At 58.7% G+C, this 21,990-nt stretch carries 14 protein-coding genes; 9 read left to right on the forward strand and 5 right to left on the reverse strand.

The window, feature by feature from the left end:
• The first annotated feature begins 359 nt into the window (after nt 1-359).
• From EB75_RS25245 to EB75_RS25285, 9 genes are all read left to right on the forward strand, one after another.
• Nucleotides 360-560, forward strand: a complete 201-nt coding sequence (locus EB75_RS25245) for a helix-turn-helix domain-containing protein (RefSeq protein ID WP_073697997.1) — start codon at nt 360-362, stop codon at nt 558-560.
• Nucleotides 561-633: 73 nt separating this feature from the next.
• Nucleotides 634-1,233, forward strand: a complete 600-nt coding sequence (locus EB75_RS25250) for a DUF1819 family protein (RefSeq protein ID WP_073698009.1) — start codon at nt 634-636, stop codon at nt 1,231-1,233.
• Nucleotides 1,234-1,235: 2 nt separating this feature from the next.
• Nucleotides 1,236-1,841 (forward strand): DUF1788 domain-containing protein, encoded by a 606-nt coding sequence (locus tag EB75_RS25255; RefSeq protein ID WP_073697998.1) that lies wholly within the window; start codon nt 1,236-1,238, stop codon nt 1,839-1,841.
• 4 nt (nt 1,842-1,845) lie between these two features.
• Entirely contained in the window at nt 1,846-5,316 is a 3,471-nt protein-coding gene (gene brxC / locus EB75_RS25260; protein ID WP_073697999.1) for a BREX system P-loop protein BrxC, read from the forward strand.
• Nucleotides 5,316-8,786, forward strand: a complete 3,471-nt coding sequence (gene pglX / locus EB75_RS25265; RefSeq protein WP_073698000.1) for a BREX-1 system adenine-specific DNA-methyltransferase PglX — start codon at nt 5,316-5,318, stop codon at nt 8,784-8,786. Before brxC ends, pglX begins: the two co-directional genes overlap by 1 nt.
• Entirely contained in the window at nt 8,779-11,271 is a 2,493-nt protein-coding gene (gene pglZ, locus EB75_RS25270) for a BREX-1 system phosphatase PglZ type A (protein ID WP_073698001.1), read from the forward strand. The genes pglX and pglZ overlap by 8 nt, the downstream gene beginning before the upstream one ends.
• A gap of 12 nt (nt 11,272-11,283) precedes the next feature.
• Entirely contained in the window at nt 11,284-13,422 is a 2,139-nt protein-coding gene (brxL, locus tag EB75_RS25275; RefSeq protein WP_083612559.1) for a BREX system Lon protease-like protein BrxL, read from the forward strand.
• A gap of 53 nt (nt 13,423-13,475) precedes the next feature.
• A complete protein-coding gene (locus EB75_RS25280) occupies nt 13,476-13,847 on the forward strand; it encodes a hypothetical protein (RefSeq protein WP_142239814.1) in 372 nt (123 codons plus the stop codon).
• A gap of 180 nt (nt 13,848-14,027) precedes the next feature.
• Nucleotides 14,028-15,842, forward strand: coding sequence for an ATP-dependent nuclease (locus tag EB75_RS25285; protein ID WP_073698003.1), 1,815 nt, complete (start codon nt 14,028-14,030; stop codon nt 15,840-15,842).
• A gap of 34 nt (nt 15,843-15,876) precedes the next feature.
• On the opposite strand, the gene EB75_RS25290 is transcribed toward EB75_RS25285, so the two are convergent.
• From EB75_RS25290 to EB75_RS25310, 5 genes are read right to left on the reverse strand one after another with little or no spacing between them, the layout of a single operon-like run.
• Nucleotides 15,877-16,362 carry a TIGR04338 family metallohydrolase gene (locus EB75_RS25290; protein WP_073698004.1) on the reverse strand — a complete coding sequence of 162 codons (486 nt, stop codon included), beginning with the start codon at nt 16,360-16,362 and terminating at the stop codon, nt 15,877-15,879.
• The gene (locus EB75_RS25295) at nt 16,359-16,865 is read right to left on the reverse strand and encodes a hypothetical protein (RefSeq protein ID WP_073698005.1); all 507 of its coding nucleotides are present in this window, start codon (nt 16,863-16,865) and stop codon (nt 16,359-16,361) included. Before EB75_RS25295 ends, EB75_RS25290 begins: the two co-directional genes overlap by 4 nt.
• Nucleotides 16,862-19,027 carry a hypothetical protein gene (locus EB75_RS29445; RefSeq protein WP_073698006.1) on the reverse strand — a complete coding sequence of 722 codons (2,166 nt, stop codon included), beginning with the start codon at nt 19,025-19,027 and terminating at the stop codon, nt 16,862-16,864. Before EB75_RS29445 ends, EB75_RS25295 begins: the two co-directional genes overlap by 4 nt.
• On the reverse strand, nt 19,024-20,772 hold the full coding sequence (locus EB75_RS25305) for a hypothetical protein (protein WP_073698007.1): 1,749 nt from the start codon (nt 20,770-20,772) through the stop codon (nt 19,024-19,026). Before EB75_RS25305 ends, EB75_RS29445 begins: the two co-directional genes overlap by 4 nt.
• A complete protein-coding gene (locus EB75_RS25310) occupies nt 20,765-21,880 on the reverse strand; it encodes a site-specific integrase (RefSeq protein WP_142239816.1) in 1,116 nt (371 codons plus the stop codon). Before EB75_RS25310 ends, EB75_RS25305 begins: the two co-directional genes overlap by 8 nt.
• Between the last annotated feature and the right edge of the window lie 110 nt (nt 21,881-21,990).

Below are 21,990 nucleotides of genomic sequence, written 5' to 3' on the forward strand. Positions count from 1 at the left end.
TTTCCTACGCCGCCTCGCCGAGGCTCATCCACAGGTTCTGATCATTGCTCATCGCTCAGGCGCAGCGCGAACAATTCCGCAGGATTGCCGATGAGTGGATCTCAGCGCGGCACGGGGTTCGATTGTGGGTCGAGCGGGTGGTCCGCACGAGCGGGTGGGTGGATTAGCTCCACGTATTCGTGAGAATCGGGAGGGCGGAGCGGCGGTGGCAGCGTCCCACACTTCCCGGGATGTCGCTACGCGCCTGACGAATCGCTTCGGCAAACTGACGTTTGGCCGTAAAGCCGGTACTACTTCGGTTAAACTCGGCCAAATCCGGTCATATCCGGGATCACGCTGACGCGGAGGTTCGAATCGATATGTCTGAGCCATGGTTGTCGGCCGATGACATCTCCGCGCACCTCGGTGTTACGAAGGACACGGTGTACGCGTGGATCGCGGACAAGGCGATGCCTGCGCACAAAGTCGGCCGGCTCTGGAAATTCCAGGCGAGCGAGGTCGATGAGTGGGTCCGAAGCGGTGGTGCCGAGACGACAGGCGAGGCGAAGTCCCCAGCCTAAGCAGCTTTCAGATCTTGTCGGTCGGTCGCGTTATCTTGATCGACTTGCCAGTAGCCGGGAGGGGGAGCCGATGATGAAAGCTACACAGCGATACGCACTTTCGTTCACCAGCGGTTCGCTGCTGGCCCAAGAAGCCCTCATCGCTGTACCGATCTATCTTCGCGAAGGTGATTGGGCTACGACCCGCGCACGGATCAAAGACGAGAACCTGCTTCAGGCCCGTGTGGCGAGATCAAACACCCGCATGCTGGGTGCGCTCATTCCGAGGCTGCAAGTGCTCACCGAGGCCGAGCTCCAGATCATCGCCGACGGAACGTCTACTGAGCGCGGCCACCTGATGTGGGCTGCAGCGTGCCGGCAGTACGACCTGATCGGGGAGTTCGCCGAAGAAGTGTTGCGTGAACGGTTCCTCACCCTGGCGGGCACGGTGACCTATGAGGAGTTCGACTCCTTCTACCGGAGCAAGGCCATATGGCACGACGAGCTGGACAAGATCACGAACACCTCGTTCAAGAAGATCCGGCAGGTGGTGTTCAAGATGATGGTTGATGCCGGTCTGCTCACGAAGCAGGACGTGATCGAACCGACATCGCTTTCGGCGCGTGTCGCCGACTGCCTCAGCCGCCGCACCCCCAGCGATGTCCGATTCTTTCCGACAAAGGCAGCGTTGTGACAATGTCAAACCGGGTCACCCTGGCACAGCACGAGGAGCACCTCTTCCAGGTTCTCAAGAGCGAGCGCTTCCTCAAGATGCAGGGCCTCGGCAATGAGGTCGCCCACTTCATCTATGACTACGACCCAACCTGGGCTCTTGACGTCGCGCAGGCGAAGAAGCGCATCAAGACCAAGCTCGAAACCGAAGAGGGCATTAAGGTTTTCGAGATCAACCTGTATGACCTCTGCGTCGAACTTCTGAAGGAACGTAACGTCTGGGATCGCGTCCTCGCAGCCGAGGCATCAATGGATAAGTCTGACTTCCTGAAGATGCTGCAGAACATGCTAGACCCTCAGATGCACCTTGCGCCCGCCATCAAAGCGCGCATCAACAGCGAGACATTCCAGATCTTGTTCCTCACCGGGGTCGGAGAGGTGTTTCCGTTCGTGCGCTCGCACACCGTGCTCAACAATTTGCAGACTGTCGTCTCTGACCGGCCGATGCTGATGTTCTTCCCTGGCAAGTACGACGTGTCGGCCACTCAGGGTTCGGCGCTCGTTCTGTTCGGCCAACTCAAGGACGACTCCTTCTACCGCGCCAAGCGCATCCTCGATCAGGAAGCATGACTCGATGAAACTCAAGGAAATTTTCCTCAAGGACGTCAATCGCTCGATCGAGGGGGTGGTCAAGGCCGACGACGTTGATCACCTCGGCGTTGAAGTCGAGGAGTACGTCTTCACCAACGACGCTGCCAGGAGCGTCGGCCCGCTGCTTGAGGAATACACCAACTACACCAACGCAAATGGCGTGTGGATCTCCGGCTTCTTCGGCTCGGGTAAGTCTCACCTCCTGAAGATGCTCGCCCACCTTCTCGGAGATGTGGAGGGCCAAGCGTTCCCCCGCGGACAGGTAAGCGACAGCTTCCTCAGCAAGACCGACGACGCGATGCTGGCCGCGTCGTTCAAGAAGGCCGCAACCATTCCTGCGAAGAGCCTGCTATTCAACATCGACCAGAAGGCGACGCTGATCGCCAAGGATCAGACCGACGCGCTTCTCAAGGTCTTCGTGAAAGTTTTTGACGAGAGCCGCGGCTACTTCGGCAACGATGGTGCCGTCGCTCGCTTTGAGGAAGATCTCGACAAGCGCGGCCAGTACGAAGCGTTCAAGGCGGCGTTCCAAGAGCTAGCCGGCATTGATTGGGCTCAGGGCCGCGAGCAGACAGCACTCGAAGCCCACCACATCGACACAGCCTTCGCCGAAATCAACGGCGGGGCGAACCCAGGAATCATCGCCCAGTACCAAAAGTCGTACGCCGTGTCGATCGAAGACTTCGCCACCTCGGTCAAGGCGTGGATTGACTTGCAGGAGCCCGGCTACCGCCTCAACTTCTTCGTCGACGAGGTCGGTCAGTTCATCGCTGACGATGTGAAGCTCATGCTCAATCTGCAGACCATTGCCGAGTCGCTGAACACAAAGTGCAAGGGACAGTCGTGGGTCTTCGTCACGTCCCAGGAGGACATGGACAAGGTCGTCGGAGACCGCACCAAGCAGCAGGGTAACGACTTCTCCAAGATCCAGGCCCGGTTCAGCACCAGGGTGAAGCTCACAAGTCAAGACGTCGAAGAAGTCATCAGCAAGCGCCTGTTGGAGAAGAACGACGCGGGTGCAGCCGCCGTCAAGGCGATCTACGCCGAGGACTCCGCGAATTTCAAGACCATCTTCGACTTTGTCGATGGCGCAAAGACGTACCGCAACTACATCGATGAAAGCCGCTTCATCAACACATATCCGTTTGTCACGTACCAGATCCCGATGTTCCAGGCTGCTATTGAAGGCCTGTCGGACCACAACATGTTTGAGGGAAAGAACAGCTCCGTCGGCGAGCGTTCGATGCTCGGTGTGGTCCAGGAGGTAGCCAAACTCATTGGCGGCGAACAGGTGAAGTACTTGGCTACCTTTGACCAGATGTTCGCCGGCATCAGTGCAGCACTGAAATCTGCAGCCCAGAGTGCCATCCTGCAGGCAGAGAAACACCTTCCCGATCCCAACTCCGACGTGACAATTCTCGCGAACCGCTTGCTCAAGGCACTGTTCTTGGTCAAATACGTCGACACCTTCAAAGCCACACCGCGCAACCTCACCGTGCTCGTCTACGGCCGCTTCGGCCTGGACCTCAAATCCTTGGGCGACTCGGTGCAGGAAGCGCTCAACCTGCTGGAGACGCAGTCCTATGTACAGCGCAACGGCAACATCTACGAGTACCTCACGAACGAGGAGCAGGAGATTGAGAAGGAGATCAAGGGCGTCGATATCGACTCGTCCGAGATCTCCAACAAGCTCTTCAAGTACCTCTCGTCCGACATTCTCAAGACCAACAAGATGAAGTACGCGAAGAACGGCCAGGACTTCGCCTTCGGATACAAGCTCGATGACATCGTTCAAGGCAATCAGCGAGAGCTGACCGTTCACTTCATCACCCCGGAGACGAGTTACACCGACGAAGAAATCAAGATGCAAAGCGCGGGCAAGGATGAGCTCCGCGTCTTCCTCGGCCGCGACAAGCGATTGCTCGCCGACCTTCGCCTCTTTGTGAAGACCGAGAAGTACACGAAGCAACGCACAAACTCCGGTGCCACGCCGTCGACGTTGGCCATCCTTCAAGCTAAGCAGTTGCTCAACGCTGACCGCGAGAAGGAACTCATCGAGAGGCTGCGTCAGGCCGTCGGTGACGCGCAGATGATTATCAATGCCTCGGAAGTCACCTCTAGCGCTCAGGAGGCATTGGCTCGCGTGTCTGACGGGTTCCAGGATCTTGTCAGCCGCACTTACACGAGCCTGGGACTTCTTGGGGGTAAGGCCTTTTCAGAGCAGCAGGTGGCTGGGGCTGTTCAGAACGACCAGGGCCTGTTCGGTGTCGACAACTTGTCGACATTGACCTCGCCCGGGGCCGAAATGGAGTCGTGGATCATCTCCCAGACGAACCTCGGCGAACAGGTAACAGTCAAGAAAATCGTCGGCCGCTTCGAGTCAAAACCCTATGGCTGGAACCTCGGCTCGATCGAAGTTGTGCTGGGCTGGCTGGTCGGCACCGGAAAGATAGCCCTCAGCATCGATGCCACCCCGGTGGTACGTACCGAAGTCGCCGCCCTGATTAAGAACACTGCCAAGCAGCAACACACGGTTGCCGCTCCACAAAAGGTCTACGACGCAACCAAAGTGGCAGCGTTCAAGAAGTTTTGCACGGAATTCTTTGACGAGGGCGCGGTGCCAAGCGACCCTGCGGAACTCGCTCGGTTCGGCAAGGACAAGCTCGCAGTTAAACGTGAGGAACTCAACGCACTCGTCAGCGCCAGCCGGTACCCGTTCGTCAGCCAGCTCGCTGCGGTCGTAGCGCTTCTAGATCAAGTCACCGGCAAACCCGTCGACTGGTACCTCGCCGAATTCGCCACGGCCGACGAACTCCTCGAGGCCAAAGGGGACACAATCGATCCCATCAAGGCCTTCCTCAAAGGGCAGCAAGCCAAGATCTTCGACGAAGCAGCCGGACTTCTCACTGCCAACGCGGGCAACCTGGCCTACCTCCCTGAAGGTGCCGGAGACGACATCAAGTCGCTACTCGATGACCCGAATGCGTTCCGCGGCAACAAGATGAATCAGCTCAAGGCAGCTTCAGACACCCTCAAGAATCTGCTTGATGACCAAGTGGCTAGTGCTCGCACGGCGGTAAGAAGCGCTGTCGAGATCAAGCTCGAAAGTCTGCTGCAGGAACATTTCTACAAAGCTGCATCGGCAGACGCCCAAAACTCGGCAGTCGACACAGTGAACACACTTCTGTCGACCCTCGACAGTCAGAACCTCATCGCCGTTGTTCACCAGACCGGTAGCCAGTTCGAGTCCGTCACCTACCCGGGCCTGATCGACCAACTCACCAAGTCCGCCGATACCGGCGGCAAGCCCCAGAAGCCAACGGTCGCTGTCGCGAGCATCAAGGCGGCGGGAGGCCCTGCCATTATCGAGACCGAGTCGGACGTCGACGCCTATCTCGCCGCACTTCGGCTCTCCCTCATGCAGGCGATCAAAGAGAACCGGATCTCAAACTGATGGAAACCGCAGCACTCAAGGCCTTCGCGACGTCAGCCCGCACCGAACTGATTCGCGAAGTCACCGCGCGAATCACGGCCGTCCTCGCCCAAGGATCACCCGAACGAGTCGAAAGTCCGACCGCAGTCGCCAGCTTGGAGAAAGCAGTGGCTGCCGGCGGAGGCGGCGATAAAGGCAAGTCGCACGTAGCAGACAAAGTCGCCTACACCTGGTTTAACCGGATCATTGCCCTGAGATTCATGGACGCCAACGGATACACGGGTATCGGCGTGGTCTCGCCAGCCGCTGATCAAGTAGGACAACCGGAGGCGCTTGCTGCCGCAAAACGCGGGCAGATCGACCGAGAGGTCGTGTCCAACGATCGAACCGTCGCCGCCATCGCCGGTCTGCTCAATGGCACTCGTCATCCACGCCCGGGGGTCGACGCCCAAGCGGAGGCCTACTCGCTACTCCTCGCGGCCTATTGCCAGTTCTGGAATAAGACAATGCCTTTCATGTTTGAGCGCCAGGGAGACTTCACCGAACTGTTAATACCTGCCAACTTGCTGGCCGGTGACTCGGTGCTCACTCGCTCGGTTGAAGTTCTCACCGAAGACACCTGCAAAGATGTCGAGGTCATCGGCTGGCTCTACCAGTTCTATATTTCGGACCGCCACGACGAAGTCTTCGCCGGATTCAAGAAGAACAAGAAAGCCGGCGCAAACGAGATCCCAGCCGCTACACAACTTTTTACGCCGCATTGGATCGTGCGCTATTTGGTAGAGAACTCAATCGGACGCCTTTGGCTGCTAAACCACCCGGCATCGCGCCTGGTGGAGCAAATGGAGTACCACATTGCCCCGGACGAGAACCCCGATTTTCTTCAGATTGCCAAACCCGAAGAGCTGACGGTGATCGACCCGGCTTGCGGCTCGGGACACATGCTCACCTACGCCTTCGACCTCCTATACGCGATTTATGAGGAGGAGGGTTACACGCCGTCCGAGATCCCAGGATTGATCCTCACCAATAATCTCTTTGGCGCCGAGATCGACCCCCGTGCAGGAGCGCTCGCGGCATTCGCGCTGACGATGAAGGCACGCGCCAAGCAGCGCACATTCTTCTCCAGGCCGGTAGAACCGAACATCTGTGTGGTCGAACCAATTTCGTTCCTGCCGCACGAGCTGGACTTTCTGGCGGCTCGCGACGGTGACCGCATCGAGGAAGAAGACGCCTGGAATCTTTTCGCGGAGGCGGACACCGTTGGAGCGCTAGTTCAGCCCACCCTAGACGCGACGAGCCGGATGGCGTTGCGGCTACAAGCTGTAGCTGAGGAACAGGATCTGTTCCAGGCGGATACCATCGAGCGAGCAGGACGCGCTGTGCACCAAGCTCGTTGCCTGTCAAGGAAATACGCCGTGGTGGTCGCGAACCCGCCGTACATGGGCAGCAAAAACATGACCCCAAGGCTCGCAGAGTACGTGAAGACCGCATACCCGAGCGCAAAGCAAGACCTGTACGGCTGTTTCGTGCTAAGAGCTATGGCTTTGGTGCGCCCGAATGGATTCGTTGCAAAGGTCATCGGAGATACATGGATGTCGATCTCGAGTTTCGAGACACTCCGCAACGACATACTCAGTGGGCACTCGTTTGATAGCTTCATACACCTTCGCGACGTATCGAACCACCCGGACATATTTGGCGCTAATGCTGCGTTCGTCCTTTCTATGGTCGATGCCCCGGGCCGAAGAACGCCTTTCGTGCGGTTGTCTTCATTGGCAACTGAAGACAAACGCCAGGCCCTGTTGAAGGCCATAGCCGACCCGACCTGTGGTTGGCGCTTTTCGGCTTCCTCTGCGGATTTTGCGAAAGTTCCGAGTAGACCAATTGCGTACTGGCTGTCGGATGGATTGCGTTCGTCGTTCTCGATAGGCAAACCACTCAGAGATATTGCAGAGCCTAGGAAAGGAATGGACACCGGAGACAATGGGCGATTTCTGCGTGCCTGGTGGGAGGTTCCACAATGCGCGTCGTCGCTGAACGACTTCCGCGCTGGCAGCTGGGTTCCCTACAACAAGGGCGGCGGGTTTCGCCGTTGGTACGGGTACCGGGAGTTTCTCGTCGACTGGCGTGACGGTGGTTCACAGATGCGGACTCGAAGCGGCGCAAAATACTTCGGCCGCGAGGGCTGGACGTGGGGAACTGTGACATCGGGCGGGTTTTCGATCCGGCATACACCAGCCGGTGCGGCGTTCGACAATGGTGGGTGCACACTCTTCTCCGAGGGCGATCTCTCAGCCGCTGCTCTGGTACTGAATTCGACGACAGCTGATGCAATGCTTGCCGCGATCTCCCCAACGCTCAACTTTCAGCCGATTAGCATTGGTGCAGTTCCCATCGTGACGACTGTCGCTCCAGCTTCGGAGGCTATCGCTGTGGTTGCGGCATTAGTGGCAAGATCGCGCTCCGATTGGGACTCTTTTGAAACGTCCTGGGACTTCGAGGCACCGCCGTGGGGGAGCAGTGCCGATTCAGTGGGCAGTGTCACTCAAGTGCGACTCGCAGATCGCATTGCGGAGTGGTCGCTTCGGTGGGCAGCTATCTCACATGAGCAGCGCGAGCAGGAGGAAGCGAACAATCGGTTGGTTGCCAGAGCTTACGACCTTGTCGATGAGGTGCCTGTCGATGTGCCCCTGCACCGAGTGTCCTTGACTCGGAACGTCGAATTTCAGTTTGGGTCGGGACGAACTCGCTCGGAGTATGCAGCGTTGGAAAGAACGCAGGTAGCCACTGAAGTAGTTTCTTACGCCGTTGGTTGTATGTTCGGCCGCTACAGCCTCGACCAGCCTGGAGTGATACTCGGCGACCAAGGCTCGACACTGCAGGATTACCTCGCCAAAGTATCGGCGCCGACTTTCACGCCCGACGCGGATAACGTCATTCCGATCGTCGATGGAGACTGGTTCGAAGACGACATTGTAGGGCGCTTTCGCGGATTTCTGCGAGTTATGTTCGGCGACAGGTACTTCGATGAGAACTTGAACTTCGTTACCGAGTCGCTCGGCGTTAAGAACCTTCGCGAGTACTTCATCACGAAGGTTGGAAAGTCGAGGTTCTACGACGACCATGTCCAGCGGTACAAGAAGCGCCCGATCTACTGGCTGTTCTCAAGCCCTAATGGTTCGTTCAATGCGCTAATTTACCTGCATCGCTACGCGCCGACCTCAGTGTCAACAGTACTGACCTACTTGCGTGAGTACGTGACCAAGCTGGAGTCGAGCCTCCAACAGCACGAGCGCGCCGGGAACACTAAGGAAGCAGACCGCCTCCGCAAGATTCTCGTCGAACTGAACGAGTACGAGCACTACACGCTTTACCCGAAAGCCTCCGAGAACGTCGTGATCGACCTCAACGATGGTGTGAAGGCGAACTATCCAAAGCTCGGCGGGGCTCTAAGGAAAATTGCCGGGTTGGAGTCCTCGGGTGACTGAGCTGAACTCAGTCAAGGAGGCCATCAGCGATCGACTGGCCGCCCAGCGAGTCGTGTTCTGGCACGACCCATCCGGTGAGTACGACGCAGATGTTGAAACGCTCGAACTTGGCGCCGTTACCGTGACTCGCCTGCACGGTAACGAATTTGGTGTGAAGGGTGCGATTCTCGCCGATCACGTGACTAAGCACCTTGTCTACCGCTCAGGGGAGATGCCCCGGGGGACGAGCAACTGGCTGTTGGATCTTGAGTTGGCCTATGGAGTCTTCACCGCAGACAAGACCTCTATGCTCCAACAGGAACTAGGGATCGACGATCCCGCGCTAGCGGCCGTCATCGAGCAGCATCAGAGTTTCTTCGGCGCCAGCTCTCGAAAACTCACTCTGTCGAAGCTTCTCGCTTCAGGTGACGACGCCGCGAAGATGCGGGCCAAGATGTCGCAGGTTCTTGTCAAGTCCTCGGGCCACACGCTCACTGACATCGTTCGCGAACTTCTCGCCGAGTACGCGGTGAACAAGCGGGCGAAGGTCGATGACCTCGCGACCTTCGGGCTCGACCAATTCCTTTGGGATGGCTTGGCGAAGATCTACAAATACTCGGGCACCAACCCAACCATCGACGATTTTGTGCTGTGGATATACAGCCGGGCGATCGACGACTTCGCGTCAGATATACCCGGCGAGTTCCGAAATATCCGGATCGACTTCAACAGCCTGCGCTACGATGTACGCACCCAGGGCGTGATGGCGACGCTCGCGTCGCGGGCAGCTGACGCACTCGACCTGAAGTCGAAGATCGAGCACCGCGATTTCCGCGAACTAGTCTCAGTCACGATTTTCGAGGAAATCGACCGCAAGGTCATCGTCGATCTCGCGGCCGCAGTTGTAAATCAATCGGTAACACCCCGCGAAGTAGCCGAAATCGTGCGGCAGCGCCAGGACAGCCTCTGGAAAGACAAGTACGCCAAGCTGTACGAGGCGACTCACAGCGCCTCCGAACTCCTCGCATCCATCGCTGCCCTGCCCAGCACGATCCCATCGATGGACGCAGGCCTACAGCAGTACCAATCCGACTGGTTCCGAATCGATCAGCAATACCGCTGGTTCACATACGCCTACCAAACCGCCGACTTTCAAAAGCCCCTCGAAGCATTGAAAGCGGAGGTTGACAAGCAGTACGCCAACAAGTTCCTTCATAGTTTCGGTGGAGTGTGGCAGCAGGCACTGGAGCCGACCGATCATTGGAAGTCAATTTCCCTTGCGCCCCAGAGCAAGTTCTTTAATGACCATGTCGCGCCGATCGTTAAAGATGGCCGCACCAAGGCGGTCGTCATCATCTCAGATGGCATGCGCTACGAGGTCGCGGACGAACTGACATCCCTGATCCGGAGTGAGGACCGCTTCGACGCCTCGCTCTCGGCGGTGCTCGGAATGCTCCCTAGCTACACACAGCTCGGTATGGCAGCGCTGCTGCCGCAATCTGCGCTAGAGCTCAGCCCAGACGCGCTGCCGGTACTTGCCGACGGGAAGCCCACAAACGGAACTGCCAACCGCGACAAGATATTGCACGCGGTTAAAGGCCATGCGATCTCAGCCTCCGACGTGATGGCGATGTCCGGAGATGAACTCCGTGAGCTTTACAAGCAACACCAGGTCTTCTACGTCTACCACGACCGTATCGACGCAGTCGGCGACAAAGCGGCCACCGAACGCACGGTGTTCCAGGCGGCGGACGACACCATGCGCGAACTGGTGCTACTCGTCAAGAAGTGGACGAACGCCAACGCCACAAACGTCGTGATCACCGCGGACCACGGCTTTCTCTACCAAGACATTCCGCTGGAACAGGCGTACTACGTGTCCGAGCCCCCGCACGGGGACGCGATCACCAAGACCAATCGCCGGTACGTGCTGGGCAGGTCTCTAAAACCCTCGCCTTCATTCATGACCTTCACCTCACCTCAGGCCGGACTCGTCGGCGACATTGACATCCAAATTCCCAAGTCCATTCACCGAATCCCGCAACCCGGCGCTGGCACTCGATACGTCCACGGGGGAGCGTCGCTGCAGGAAGTTGTCGTGCCAGTCATCGCGGTCAACAAGAAGCGCAGGAGCGACATCCGTCCAGTCCAGGTCGACCTTATGCCCGAGACCGACAAGATCACGACCGGACAGCTCGCAGTCAAGCTCCTTCAGCGCGAGGCGGTCACCGACAAGATCCAGCCACGCCAAGTCCGGCTTGGCATCTACGCAGGAGAAACGCCGATCTCGGACCAGCCGGTGCTGACCTTTGACAGTTCGTCAGCCGACCAGCGCGAAAGGTACCAATCGGTAACGCTGTACCTCACGCAGGATGCCGACGATGTCAACAACCGCGCCGTGGAGCTGCGGCTTGAAGACCGCATCCCCAACACGAACCAATGGAAGACGTTCTCGAAAGCCAACTACACCATCAAGCGTTCGTTCATGACGGACTTCGACTTCTAGCGGGTGACGACTATGACCGAGCAGATAGACCTAGCCGTAGCGGATGACGGCCACTCGGGCGGCGTGCCCAGCGTGTCCTCGGCAGCCCCGCCGAAGAAGTCAGCACTCGACGAGAAGATCAACGGTGTCTTCGGTGGCGCTGTGGTGCGCAAGGACCTTGTAAAGGCCGTCAAAGGCAACGCAATCGTGCCGTCCTTCGTGCTGGAGTACCTGCTCGGCCAATACGCAGCTTCCGACGATGAGGCGACTATCCAATCCGGCATCGAGAGTGTCCGGAAGATCCTCGCCGACCACTACGTGCACCGCAACCAAGCCGAACTCGTGAAGTCCCATATCCGCGAAAAGGGCCGCTACCGTGTTATCGACAAGGTGCAGGTCCAGCTCAATGAAAAGGACGACACCTACGAGGCCGAGTTTGCAAACCTCGGCATCAAGCAGGTGATCGTCGCGCCCGCGACCATCAAGGCCCACCCCAAGCTGCTGGTCGGCGGCGTCTGGTGCATCTGCGACATCGAATACCAGCACAGCGACAACGCCCGAGTCGTCCCGTGGATTCTGGGCTCAATCAAACCAATCCAGCTCTCCAACTTCGACTTCGACGGTTATGTCGCCTCGCGACGCGAGTTCACAACCGACGAATGGATCGACCTGCTGATCCAGTCGATTGGGTTCAACCCGGAACTATTCGGCCGCCGTGCAAAGCTCATCCAACTCGTACGGCTAGTCCCGTTCGTCGAGCGCAACTACAACCTCGTCGAGCTGGGCCCCAAGGGCACCGGCAAGTCGCACATCTTTTCTGAGTTCTCGCCGCACGGCATGCTCATCTCCGGCGGCGAGATCACCGTCGCCAAGCTGTTCGTGAATAACTCCAACGGACGTCTCGGCCTGGTTGGTTACTGGGACGTTGTCGCTTTCGACGAGTTCGCCGGCAAGAAGAAGCGCACCGACAAGGCGCTCGTCGACATCATGAAGAACTACATGGCCAACAAATCGTTCTCGCGAGGTGTCGAAACTCTGGGTGCTGAAGCGTCCATGGTGTTCGTGGGCAACACATCACACAACGTGCCCTACATGCTCAAGCACTCGGATCTCTTCGACGAACTCCCCGAGAGCTACCACGACTCGGCTTATCTCGACCGCCTGCACTTCTATATTCCCGGATGGGAGGTCGACACCATCCGTGGTGAGATGTTCTCCGAGGGATACGGTTTCGTCGTCGATTACATCGCCGAAGTGCTCAAGTCCATGCGTGACTCGGACTTTTCCGACCGCTACCAGCAGCACTTCACACTCGGCTCCGAAATCTCGACACGCGATCGAGACGGCATCCACAAGACCTTCTCCGGTCTGATGAAGATCCTTCACCCACATGGTGAGGCGACAACCGACGAGATCGAGGAGATCCTGCGGTTTGCTATCGAGGGTCGCAAACGTGTCAAGGACCAGATCCTCCGCATCGACTCCACAATGGCTGACGTCAAATTCGGCTATCACAACAAGGACGACGAATGGCGTTCTGTCACAACGCTCGAAGAGGACGAGTACCCGGATTACTACCACCAGCGCCAGCGAACGGACGACGAACCGGGCGGTTCCTCGGACGGTGAGGAACCTAAGCCTCCCGTCACTCCAATCACTACTGAACCCCCAGAGCCTAAGGTGCTGTTCGAGGGGCACAGAGAGCTCCAGGAGAACCAGCGGGGTGTCTCTTACGAAAGTCTCTTGCTGCCATATCTTCACGGGGCCACGGCGATCACCATCATCGACCCCTATATCCGGGCTCCTCACCAAGGGCGCAACCTTGTCGACCTTCTCGCTGTGCTGGCGTCAGCGAAGGACTCAGCAGATGAGATCGCCGTCACGTTGGTGACTAAAGAGGACAAACCTGAGTACCAGCAGCAGCAACTATTGATGCTCAAGGCCATTCAAGACGGCGCCGCCTCAGTCGGGATCAAGTTCAATGTCCAGTGGGACGAGTCCATTCACGACAGATCCATACGAGCAGACAACGGCTGGAAGATCCTCCTCGGCCGAGGTCTCGACATCTTCCAGAAAGGCTCGGGCAGCCAGTTCGATATCGGCTCCCGCCGTCAGGAGTTCAGGCAGGTGGTCGCCTTCGGAGTGACCTACATCCGGGAGCCTGGCTCATGACTTAAACCACGCACGTATCCGTAATTGCTTTCTAACCCGTGAAAGGACGCCAAATGGCGCTGCCGGCAGTCGAATTCAGATACCTCGATCAGATTCATTCTCCCTTCAGTGGAATCCCTACCGGGTCTGACGATGAAGGTGTAGACCACGAAGACCCCACGCTATTGTTCGTGTACTCCGGGATGGGCAGTGCGTGGTCGTACGTCAGCCCCCGTTTTCCGAATGAGCTGACCAGGTTTATTGACAACCTGGAGGCCGATGAGGTCGCAGAAAGCCTCGAGGTCGATGGCGCGATCATGTTCATCGTGGACACCGACTGGAACGGCATCGACTACTACGCATTCGCGCCTGCAGACAGCGAGATCAGGTTCACCAAAGGAATCGAGTTCGCTGAGAGTGCGTCCGAGTCAGTAAACGGCAACTGAGCCAAGGGTGTTCACACGCTCATGATCGTCTGGGTGCTGTAGGTGCAGCACCGTTGAATGCCAGGCCGCGAGGCCAGGGCAGTGCTGACGGCGTGCAGCAGTGGGCCCGGCTGCGAGCCGCCATCGCGAGGACCGACTGATGCTTCGGCGAGTCGAACACAATGGGGAGGGCAAGAAGCGATGCGCCTGAACAGAGTCGTCCTGCTCGACTACAGGACGATTGACGCTTTGGCATTCGAAGCGGGACCGTTGACGGTGCTGTTCGGCAAGAACAACGTTGGAAAGTCCAACATAATCAGCGCTCTCTACGAGGTGCTGGAGCCAGAATCCGCACGGGACGAAGCGGGCGAGCACCGACGGTTGGCCGACAAAGGTGCGGTGGTCTGTCAGCTGGATGACAACGTTGACTTCGACGACGAAGTGCGGTCGGCCCTTGGTGAGGTCGTGCAGCTCTCAAATGAGCCGACGGTGGCCTTCCTGGACTCGTCGCAGAATCACCGGCTACTCGCTGCCGATCCGACCGACTTGTACCTCGTCCGTCACACTCTGGAGACAGAACACGGGCCCACTGAGAACGCACAAGAGATCTGGGACCGGATCGCCGAAGTGACTGCCGCAGGGCCCAGGCTGTCCGCTGTAGTAGTGGACTGGGAGGTCGCTGACATACACACGCGGGTAGATGCGGCTATCTCAGAGCTGGCCGAAGAGTTCTTGTTTGAGACTCTGGACGGCAAGAAGGGTTCTGCGAAACACCTGTTCGGAGCTATCTGGCTAGAGCCGCACGGTGACGGATGGCGCGTGCGCCCAGCAATGATTGAGTGCGCCGCGCGGTTGTCAGCGCTGGCAAGTGACCTGCTTCCAGACTTCCTCGACGGTGCTATTGACGTGGATATCCAGCCGCCTTTCGTGTGGCACGCCGGAGGGCAGACGAACGTCGGGTACGTAGAGCGGAGTGGGCCCAGGCGCTGGGAGCAGGCAGACGCCTACGGCCAGGGGACTGCGCGATGGCTCGCGGCCGCCGTTCAGATTGCACTACATCTGATGGCGCGCTACCCGGGTCTGAACAACCTTCGCGAACTCGCACCAAAGCAGCTCTCGGGATCAGTCTTGTTGATCGACGAACCAGAGGCACACCTGCATCCAGCTGCCGTCGCCAGCACGGTTCGCTGGTGCCGGCGCATGGTTGAACTCGGTTTCACCGTCGTCGTCGCGTCCCATCATGACGAGTACCTCAGAGCAGCGGGCGATGGTGTCAGCCTCGTGCACGTCACCCGCGACAGCAGCTCTGGCCGGACCGAAACCCGGTCACTGCCTTCGGCCCGCACCACGAGGTTGTTAGAACTGGCCGAAGATGTGGGTATGAACCCCGCAGCGGCCCTGGCGCTTCACCGCGCAGTGCTGTTCGTCGAGGGGCCTCTCGACGAAGCCATGCTGCTTGAGTACGCCGAGCTGGAACTGGATGCCGCCGGTATCAAGGTGATTCCAATTCACGGCACCAAGAACCTCGAAGGTTTGATTGCTGTGGAACTTGTGACGGAACTCGGCATCAACATAGGAGTTCTGACCGATGCTACAGATCCCGCGACAATGGTGGCGAGATCGGGTAGAAGGCGTTCGTCGGAAGAACGAAAGCTCCTCAAGGTCTTGCAGATTGCCCATGAGAAGGGCTTGCCGGAACCGGCCGTGTTCGGTGTGCCCGAAGCCGACCTTCTGTTTGCGCTTCCGATAGCCGGCATTCGGGACTACCTTCAGGGCCCATTTCCTGAATGGGCGGCACTCGTTGCCGAATGTCGTGAAGCCCTCGGTAAAGGACCCTCAGACTCCGTGAACTGGAAGGCCTACGCCCAAGAGCGGTATGGTCTGCCAATCGCGACCGCGGCAGGTGTACGCCACATCGTCCGTGCGCTGGATCTTGCGAAGGTGCCTCTACCGTCGATTCGCAGGGTAGTCGATGAGGTAATCGACTGGGCGAGAAGCGATGCTGGAAGGCCATAAACTGATCTGCATCCCCGGACGGCAGAGCCCCCGTCTACCCGCGAACACCAGAGGCGTGGTAACCAGCGCGGAGAAGAAGGGCCGCGGGTTCTCCGAGCACGACGCTGGCCAAGAAGAGCATCGTTTCCCGGAACTCCGCTCCGTGCCAACGGGTTCCATTCGGAGAGGCGGAAAGCCCGTCACTCACCGATAGATGATGAGCTAGCTCATGCAACACGGTGCTCTCACGCCCAAAAGCCCTGTTTTCCATGGGAATTGCCACGGTTGCGGTCGACGGCTCGTAGTGCGCCTTGCTTTGCCCGCGGCGTTCTCTGACATGAACGGGGCCCGCGTTCGGGAACGCCTCGCGGACGGAATCCAGGGCCAGAACCGTGTCGACGTACCTCTGGACGGACGACACGTCGGCGAATCGTTTCTGCAGGGGTACGTATATGTGCGAACCGTGGAAGTCCACCAGTCCGCCCCTGTCGAGCACTGCGGACCACTGATGTTCGGCCCCGTAGACCGCGGATGCGCTCACTTCCGACGCCTACCGCCGATAGGAGAGACATTGGCGCCTGGCGTCGGGTCGGGGTCTTCGAGTGCGACGTCGGCGATGATCGCGTCAAGTCGTGCACTGGCGGTGTCATAAAGCATCTGTAGGGCGGCAACTGTTCGTGCGAGGTCACGGGCTGCGCCTTCCCAATGAGTGGCGCGCGTCTGCAGGTCGCGGTTCTTCATCTTGAGCTCGTCGACCTGCCGTTCGAGGGCTACCTCGTTCGGAGTGCGACGGTCTAGTGCTTCCTGCTCGCGCTCCGCCGCGCAATCGAGGAACAGATCCTTTAGATCGATATGCCTGTGAGTGAGAGCCGACCGGGTTACGTCGGCTTCTCGGCGGAGCGTATCGATTACGAGGCGGTCCTCCAGCGTTGCGACGCGGGGCTTCGCGGTGATGAGGAGCCGGCGCATAGCGGCGACAATCTTCTTCCGCTCCGCATCGTTCTCACGAGAAACCTGGGGGATCGTGTCGCGGTGAAGTGTCATCTTGGGGTGCTCCGTCGCGTCTTCCTGCGGGATGCCACGGGGAGCCCCGAATCGACGATCTGTTCTTCATAGGCGGCGATCAGGTGGTCAGCCCGAATCACCTCTTCGGTAGTAGCACCTTGCTTTGACGCTTCAAGTTCATGCTGGCGCTGTTGCAGCCCTCGGACTGAGTCCACCGTGAGTGCCTTGTTTGCACACGCGATCTTGCAGCCGGCGATGTCGGGTTCCTCGCCCTCCTTGGTGCAGGCCGACCAGGGTAAGTGAAAGATGCAGTATGCATGTGCGCCGCCGGCCAACGGTACTTCGTAGACCGACTGCCCGACCGACTTCGTAATACGCTTCCACTCGTTGCTGAGTACCGGTGTCATCAGGTTTGCGGGATCGACCAACTCCAGCTCAGACGCAGCGAGGTCCGCTACGCCCATGGCGCGATCTGCGGCGGGGCCACCCACGACTCCATCGCGCGACTCGACTACCAAGTGCGCAAGCGCCTCTGCGGTGCGATCTGACGTCCGGCGTCCGAGCTTTGATTGTGTGGCGAGTCCGCCGTAACCCTCTGTGACCCGGGTGTCGTAAGGGTCGCGAAGTCGGTGTCCTGCTTGATGTGCTCCGGCGAGGACGCCGCCAATCTCTTGTTGAGTGAGGACCTCGGAGGTGCGGCGGAGCGCTCGGAGGGTCATGAAGTCTTCGGCGTCCTCGGGAAAGATGTACTCATTGGGAAGCGCCAGTTCTGTAGCGAGGCGTTGCATTCGAGCGACAAACTTGCGGAAGTTGCTTGTGGCCCAGTCTGACTTGGGCGATGGAGCCAAACCGTCCGGCGTCAGTATCCGTGCAGGCACGAAGAGTCGGCCGTGCCGTCCGTTGAGCCGTTCAAGGACGCTGACAGCGGTCGCCCCTGATTCGGTGATCGCCCACGTGCGTGCGACCCCGTCTGCACGCTGGGTGCCATCCACGCCGTTCTGACCCTTGAAGGTTCTTCCATGCAGGAGATATCGCACCTGACCGTCTGGGGCTTCGATCCGCTCCGTTACGGGTTTGGTCGTCCCATCATCGTCTCGTGCTTCCAACTGCAAATTGAGCAACTCGTCTGGTCTCATGGCTGAGTTCAGCCCAAGCAGAAACAGGCATGCGCTTTGTAGATCGATCTGGTGGGCGGTTAGGCGATAGAAGTCCAACCCCTCGGGCTGCCAATATTTGCCGTGGACCTTCCCGTTTATCGGGGTGGGAATGGGACACGAGGACGGCTCACTGACCGCTATCTCCGGGTGTTGGAGCAGAAGCATGTGCAGCCCGCTGCGTTCGAAGCGGATGGGCCAGCCGAGAAGGAAGCACATGTAGCTCGCAGCGATCCCTCCGCGACCTACGTCGGTGCAGGGCAGGGATTGACGATGCTTGGTCCACGCTACGACGAGATCCATGGCTTGTCGCCTACTGATAGGCGTGCTCTGAATAGTGGACGGCACGTATGCGTTGACAGCATCACCTGCCGACAGGATGTCGTCAGCGAACTGCTCGACGAACGCAACACTCCACAGAAGCATTGGTGTGAGGACTGCTTCGGGTATAGGCGGAGTAGCGTTGTCGGAGGGGCCGGTCCGGCTGATGAATACCTTGTCGTCGACCCATGACGGTGCTCGAAGCCGCTGTCGTGCAGGGAGGCTCGTCGTGATGTCGTGGAGGAGTCGGATGCTTCCGTAGTGCAGAAGTGCGTACCTTGAATCGACTCGGTCCACGAGGCTGTTGACGTACGAATCCATGGTTTCACTGACGATCCCGCCTAGCGAGCGAACTTCTGGCGTCTCGCTCGTGACGAAGCGCAGAAAGGATCCGATCTGATATAGGAATTGCGTGATGGCGCCAGCCGAGATCCATTTCTTGGCATTCGTGCCTCCGCGACGAACTACGGCATCTGGTTTTCCTTCGTTAATCAGAAGCCACACAGCCTTTTTGACGGACTGCTTGAACTCAACAGGGATTGACTCGAAGTTGCAGACCAGACCCTCGCGCCGCCGCGTCGGCGCCATTGCGGCAAGATTCCACGTGTCCTCGCAGAAGGAGGGAATCGGTGCACTTTCGCGGATGATGCGATTGGCATTCGCGATAACTGGAGTGTCATCGGTCCAGGAGGCGGGGGAGCGAGCATCGAGAGGTTGCGTCTTCACGACTGCCCGCCGTTCACCATGACGGTTGTCCAGACCAGCGACCGCAACTCAGGACTGACTTTCGCGCGTGCTTCGGCGACAGTCTCCGGGTCTACGTCGCCGAGAATCGCCCTGAGTTGCTGCCACGGGGTGAGAAACTCCCTGCGCCAACGATCTCGGTCATCGTCGTCTCGCCGCTTAGAATCCAGCAGGTCAAGCAGTGCGACGAGTGGAGGAAGATTAGTGGTGACGACGTAGGCGTTCTTGCAGCCCAAGCAGGAGAGCCACGATTTCGAGCAGTAGGTGCCTGTCTCCGGGTTGTGAAGGATGTCCCGACATCGCGTGCCCTTTGCACTGGGGGAGGTGTCGAGTCCCTGTGCCGTAGCTTCATCTTCGGTCAGGAGTCTTACCGCGAGGCCTCGTACCGAATCAAGGGCCTTTTGCTGCGCAGCACGGTGAAGATCCTCTAGCTGTTGAATTCTCTGGGGATCCTTGAGGATATAAGCATCAATCCAGGTGAGGTACCGATTATCAACAGGGTGCTGCGCCACACGCGTCAGGTAGGTTCTGTGAAGTCGCTTGAGGTCGAGATGTAGCCCATCCGGCATCCAGTCGAGCGATTTCGGGACGTGCGAGACACTATTCACCAGTGTTCCGCTTCGCCTCACGAAGAGAATGAGGCTTTCGCTGGAGGATTCCTTCGAGGACTGGTGTGCAGTTGGGTAATTGTCCAGCAGCGCTTCCGGATTGATCTGAGCGGAACGCCGTGCGGGGGCGGTGCAATCCACGACTAGTTGCAAGAGTTTGCCGAGGGGGGAAGCGACACCCACATTCTCGGCCATCAGCGACTTGCCGCCGCTTCGGCGGCGTTTGTTCCGTTCGGACGTGAAGATCGTGACATTCTTTGAGCCAGCTGATGCAGCGGTGCTGGGTGTCCTTCGGCGCGCCGTTGTGGAGGAGTTTTCTCCCGTCGCGGCAATGATTGCGCCATAGGCCGCTAGTCCTTCGTTCGTCGTGAGGAAGAGTAGGGACCGCGCCTCCTCCATCAACACGTTTGCGTATTGGTCAATGAGACCGAGGGCGCGCCCGTCGGCCCTGCACATTCGTTTGTGAGGGGCGCGAAGTAGGGCCTGCAGTGCCTTCCAACGTGCAAGCTGTTCTGCGGGAACCGATTCCTTCTGTCGTTGTGCTAATGCCCAATTCGGCTCGATGCGGCACCACGCAACGCGTAGCGCACGAGTGGCGTTGGACCGGATTCGTTGAAGCTCAGCTGCGGTGTAGTGATCAGGAAGCACGGTATCTTGCGACTCGCAGTACCGTTGGGAGAGGGCGTTTTTAACTTCATTAGACAGACCAACGTGCTGCATGAGCAGAGTGCGAACCGAGACGAGTCTCAAGTTTCGGGTTTTCGAGGTGGTGTTTGAGTACGTGTCACGGATCCATGCGACGAAGTCGTGCCAGTCCTTTGACGTGAGGGAGTCAAGGCTGTTGATTCCTCGACCAGAAGCCCACTTGAGAAACACGCGACTGCGCGAGGACCCGCCGCGCGCACTTTCGATGGACCGCCACGAGCCCGCAGGCCCGGTGGCGCTGGCAACGCAGGCGACCCATTGTTTGCGGATCTCTTCGGAGCCCGCCTCGTCTACGAATTTGAGGGTCATATGCTTGGTGCCGCCCTCGTCCCAGACCGTCAGGCTCAAGCCGTCTTCGCTCAGGCGGTCCTTCCGCTGCTCATCAGGCAACGATGCGAAGCGCCCCTTAGTCATGAAGGCTTGTCTCATAACCCAAGCCCGGCAGGACGCTCTCATGCCGATCGTGAAGGGCTTGATAAACCGACCTGAACGTGGCTTCGTGAAAGATGTTGATGCCACGCAGGTCTTTTACCGCGAGCAGGTACGCATCCATCGTCGTTTGTAGGTCACGGTGGCCGAGCTGCCACTGGACAGCCGTGTACGCGTCTTCGTATCTACTTGGGCTATAGGCGGCCGGCGGCGCTCCAGTCTCATCGTCAATGACCTTGTGCCATGCGATGAGCCAGTTCAATGCGAACGAGTATCGCAATGTTTTCGCCGTCGGGTAGGGCACACTGCCGACGAAACCTGCTGTCTTGCACGAATTATCCCATCTCTTAGTGGCTCGCTGGACCACCTTCGTCATATTGCGCTGATCGGCGGGGAGTCCGCTCTCGGTGAGCCAAAGCATGGCTGGCTCCCACCCGTCCTCGGTCTCTGCTAACAGCCATCGCCGAGCTGGCTCGAACAGTTGGTCGTGGTTTACCCAGTTTCTGCGGCCGTCGATCTGGATCTCCAGTTGCCCCCGCTTGACTCGGTGGTTGGTGATCCTGTGCCACCTGACGTCGCTGTAGCTCCCGTGTCGTCTGCCCAACGCTACGGCTCTTCGCCGGTCCTGCTGGACATATCGTTGCAGTAGTCCGTGGACCAGCCACGGCATGACAATAGTGCGTGAGCGACCCGACTTCGTAATGGAACTGGGCAGGCGAATCTCAGCGAATGCACTGGCGCTCTTCTCGGGCAGTTCGAAGGTTAGCAGGAGGCTCGTCTCGCCTTCGCGTGTGCCACAGAAGTAAAGCATCTCAACGAATGTCGCGTTACGTTGCGTGTTGCGTCCTCGGAAAGACGAGTCTTCCCCCGCGCCGATGAGCTTGTTGTCACGACTGGTTGTTACCGCGTAACCCCTGAATGCCACATTGGACCACAGGCGAAAAGTCTCGGGCTCGATCCAATCGACGCGGCGGATGCGAGCATTCTTACTCCTCCATCCGCCTACCTTGGCTCGGGTCGAGTTTGAGTCCTTGAATTTGAGACTCGGTCCGAACTCTTCAATCGGGTTCTCGGCGGTGTATTGCTTCCTCACCGCCCACTCAAAGAATAGGGAGAGCGCCGCGACTTCCTTGTTCCATGTAGCCCCACTGATTGTCGTCGGTCACGTAATTCCCCAGGGGTTGCTGTCACGTAATTCCCCAG

It is taken from the genome of Mycobacterium sp. ST-F2 (assembly GCF_001905655.1).
Classification (GTDB): domain Bacteria; phylum Actinomycetota; class Actinomycetes; order Mycobacteriales; family Mycobacteriaceae; genus Mycobacterium.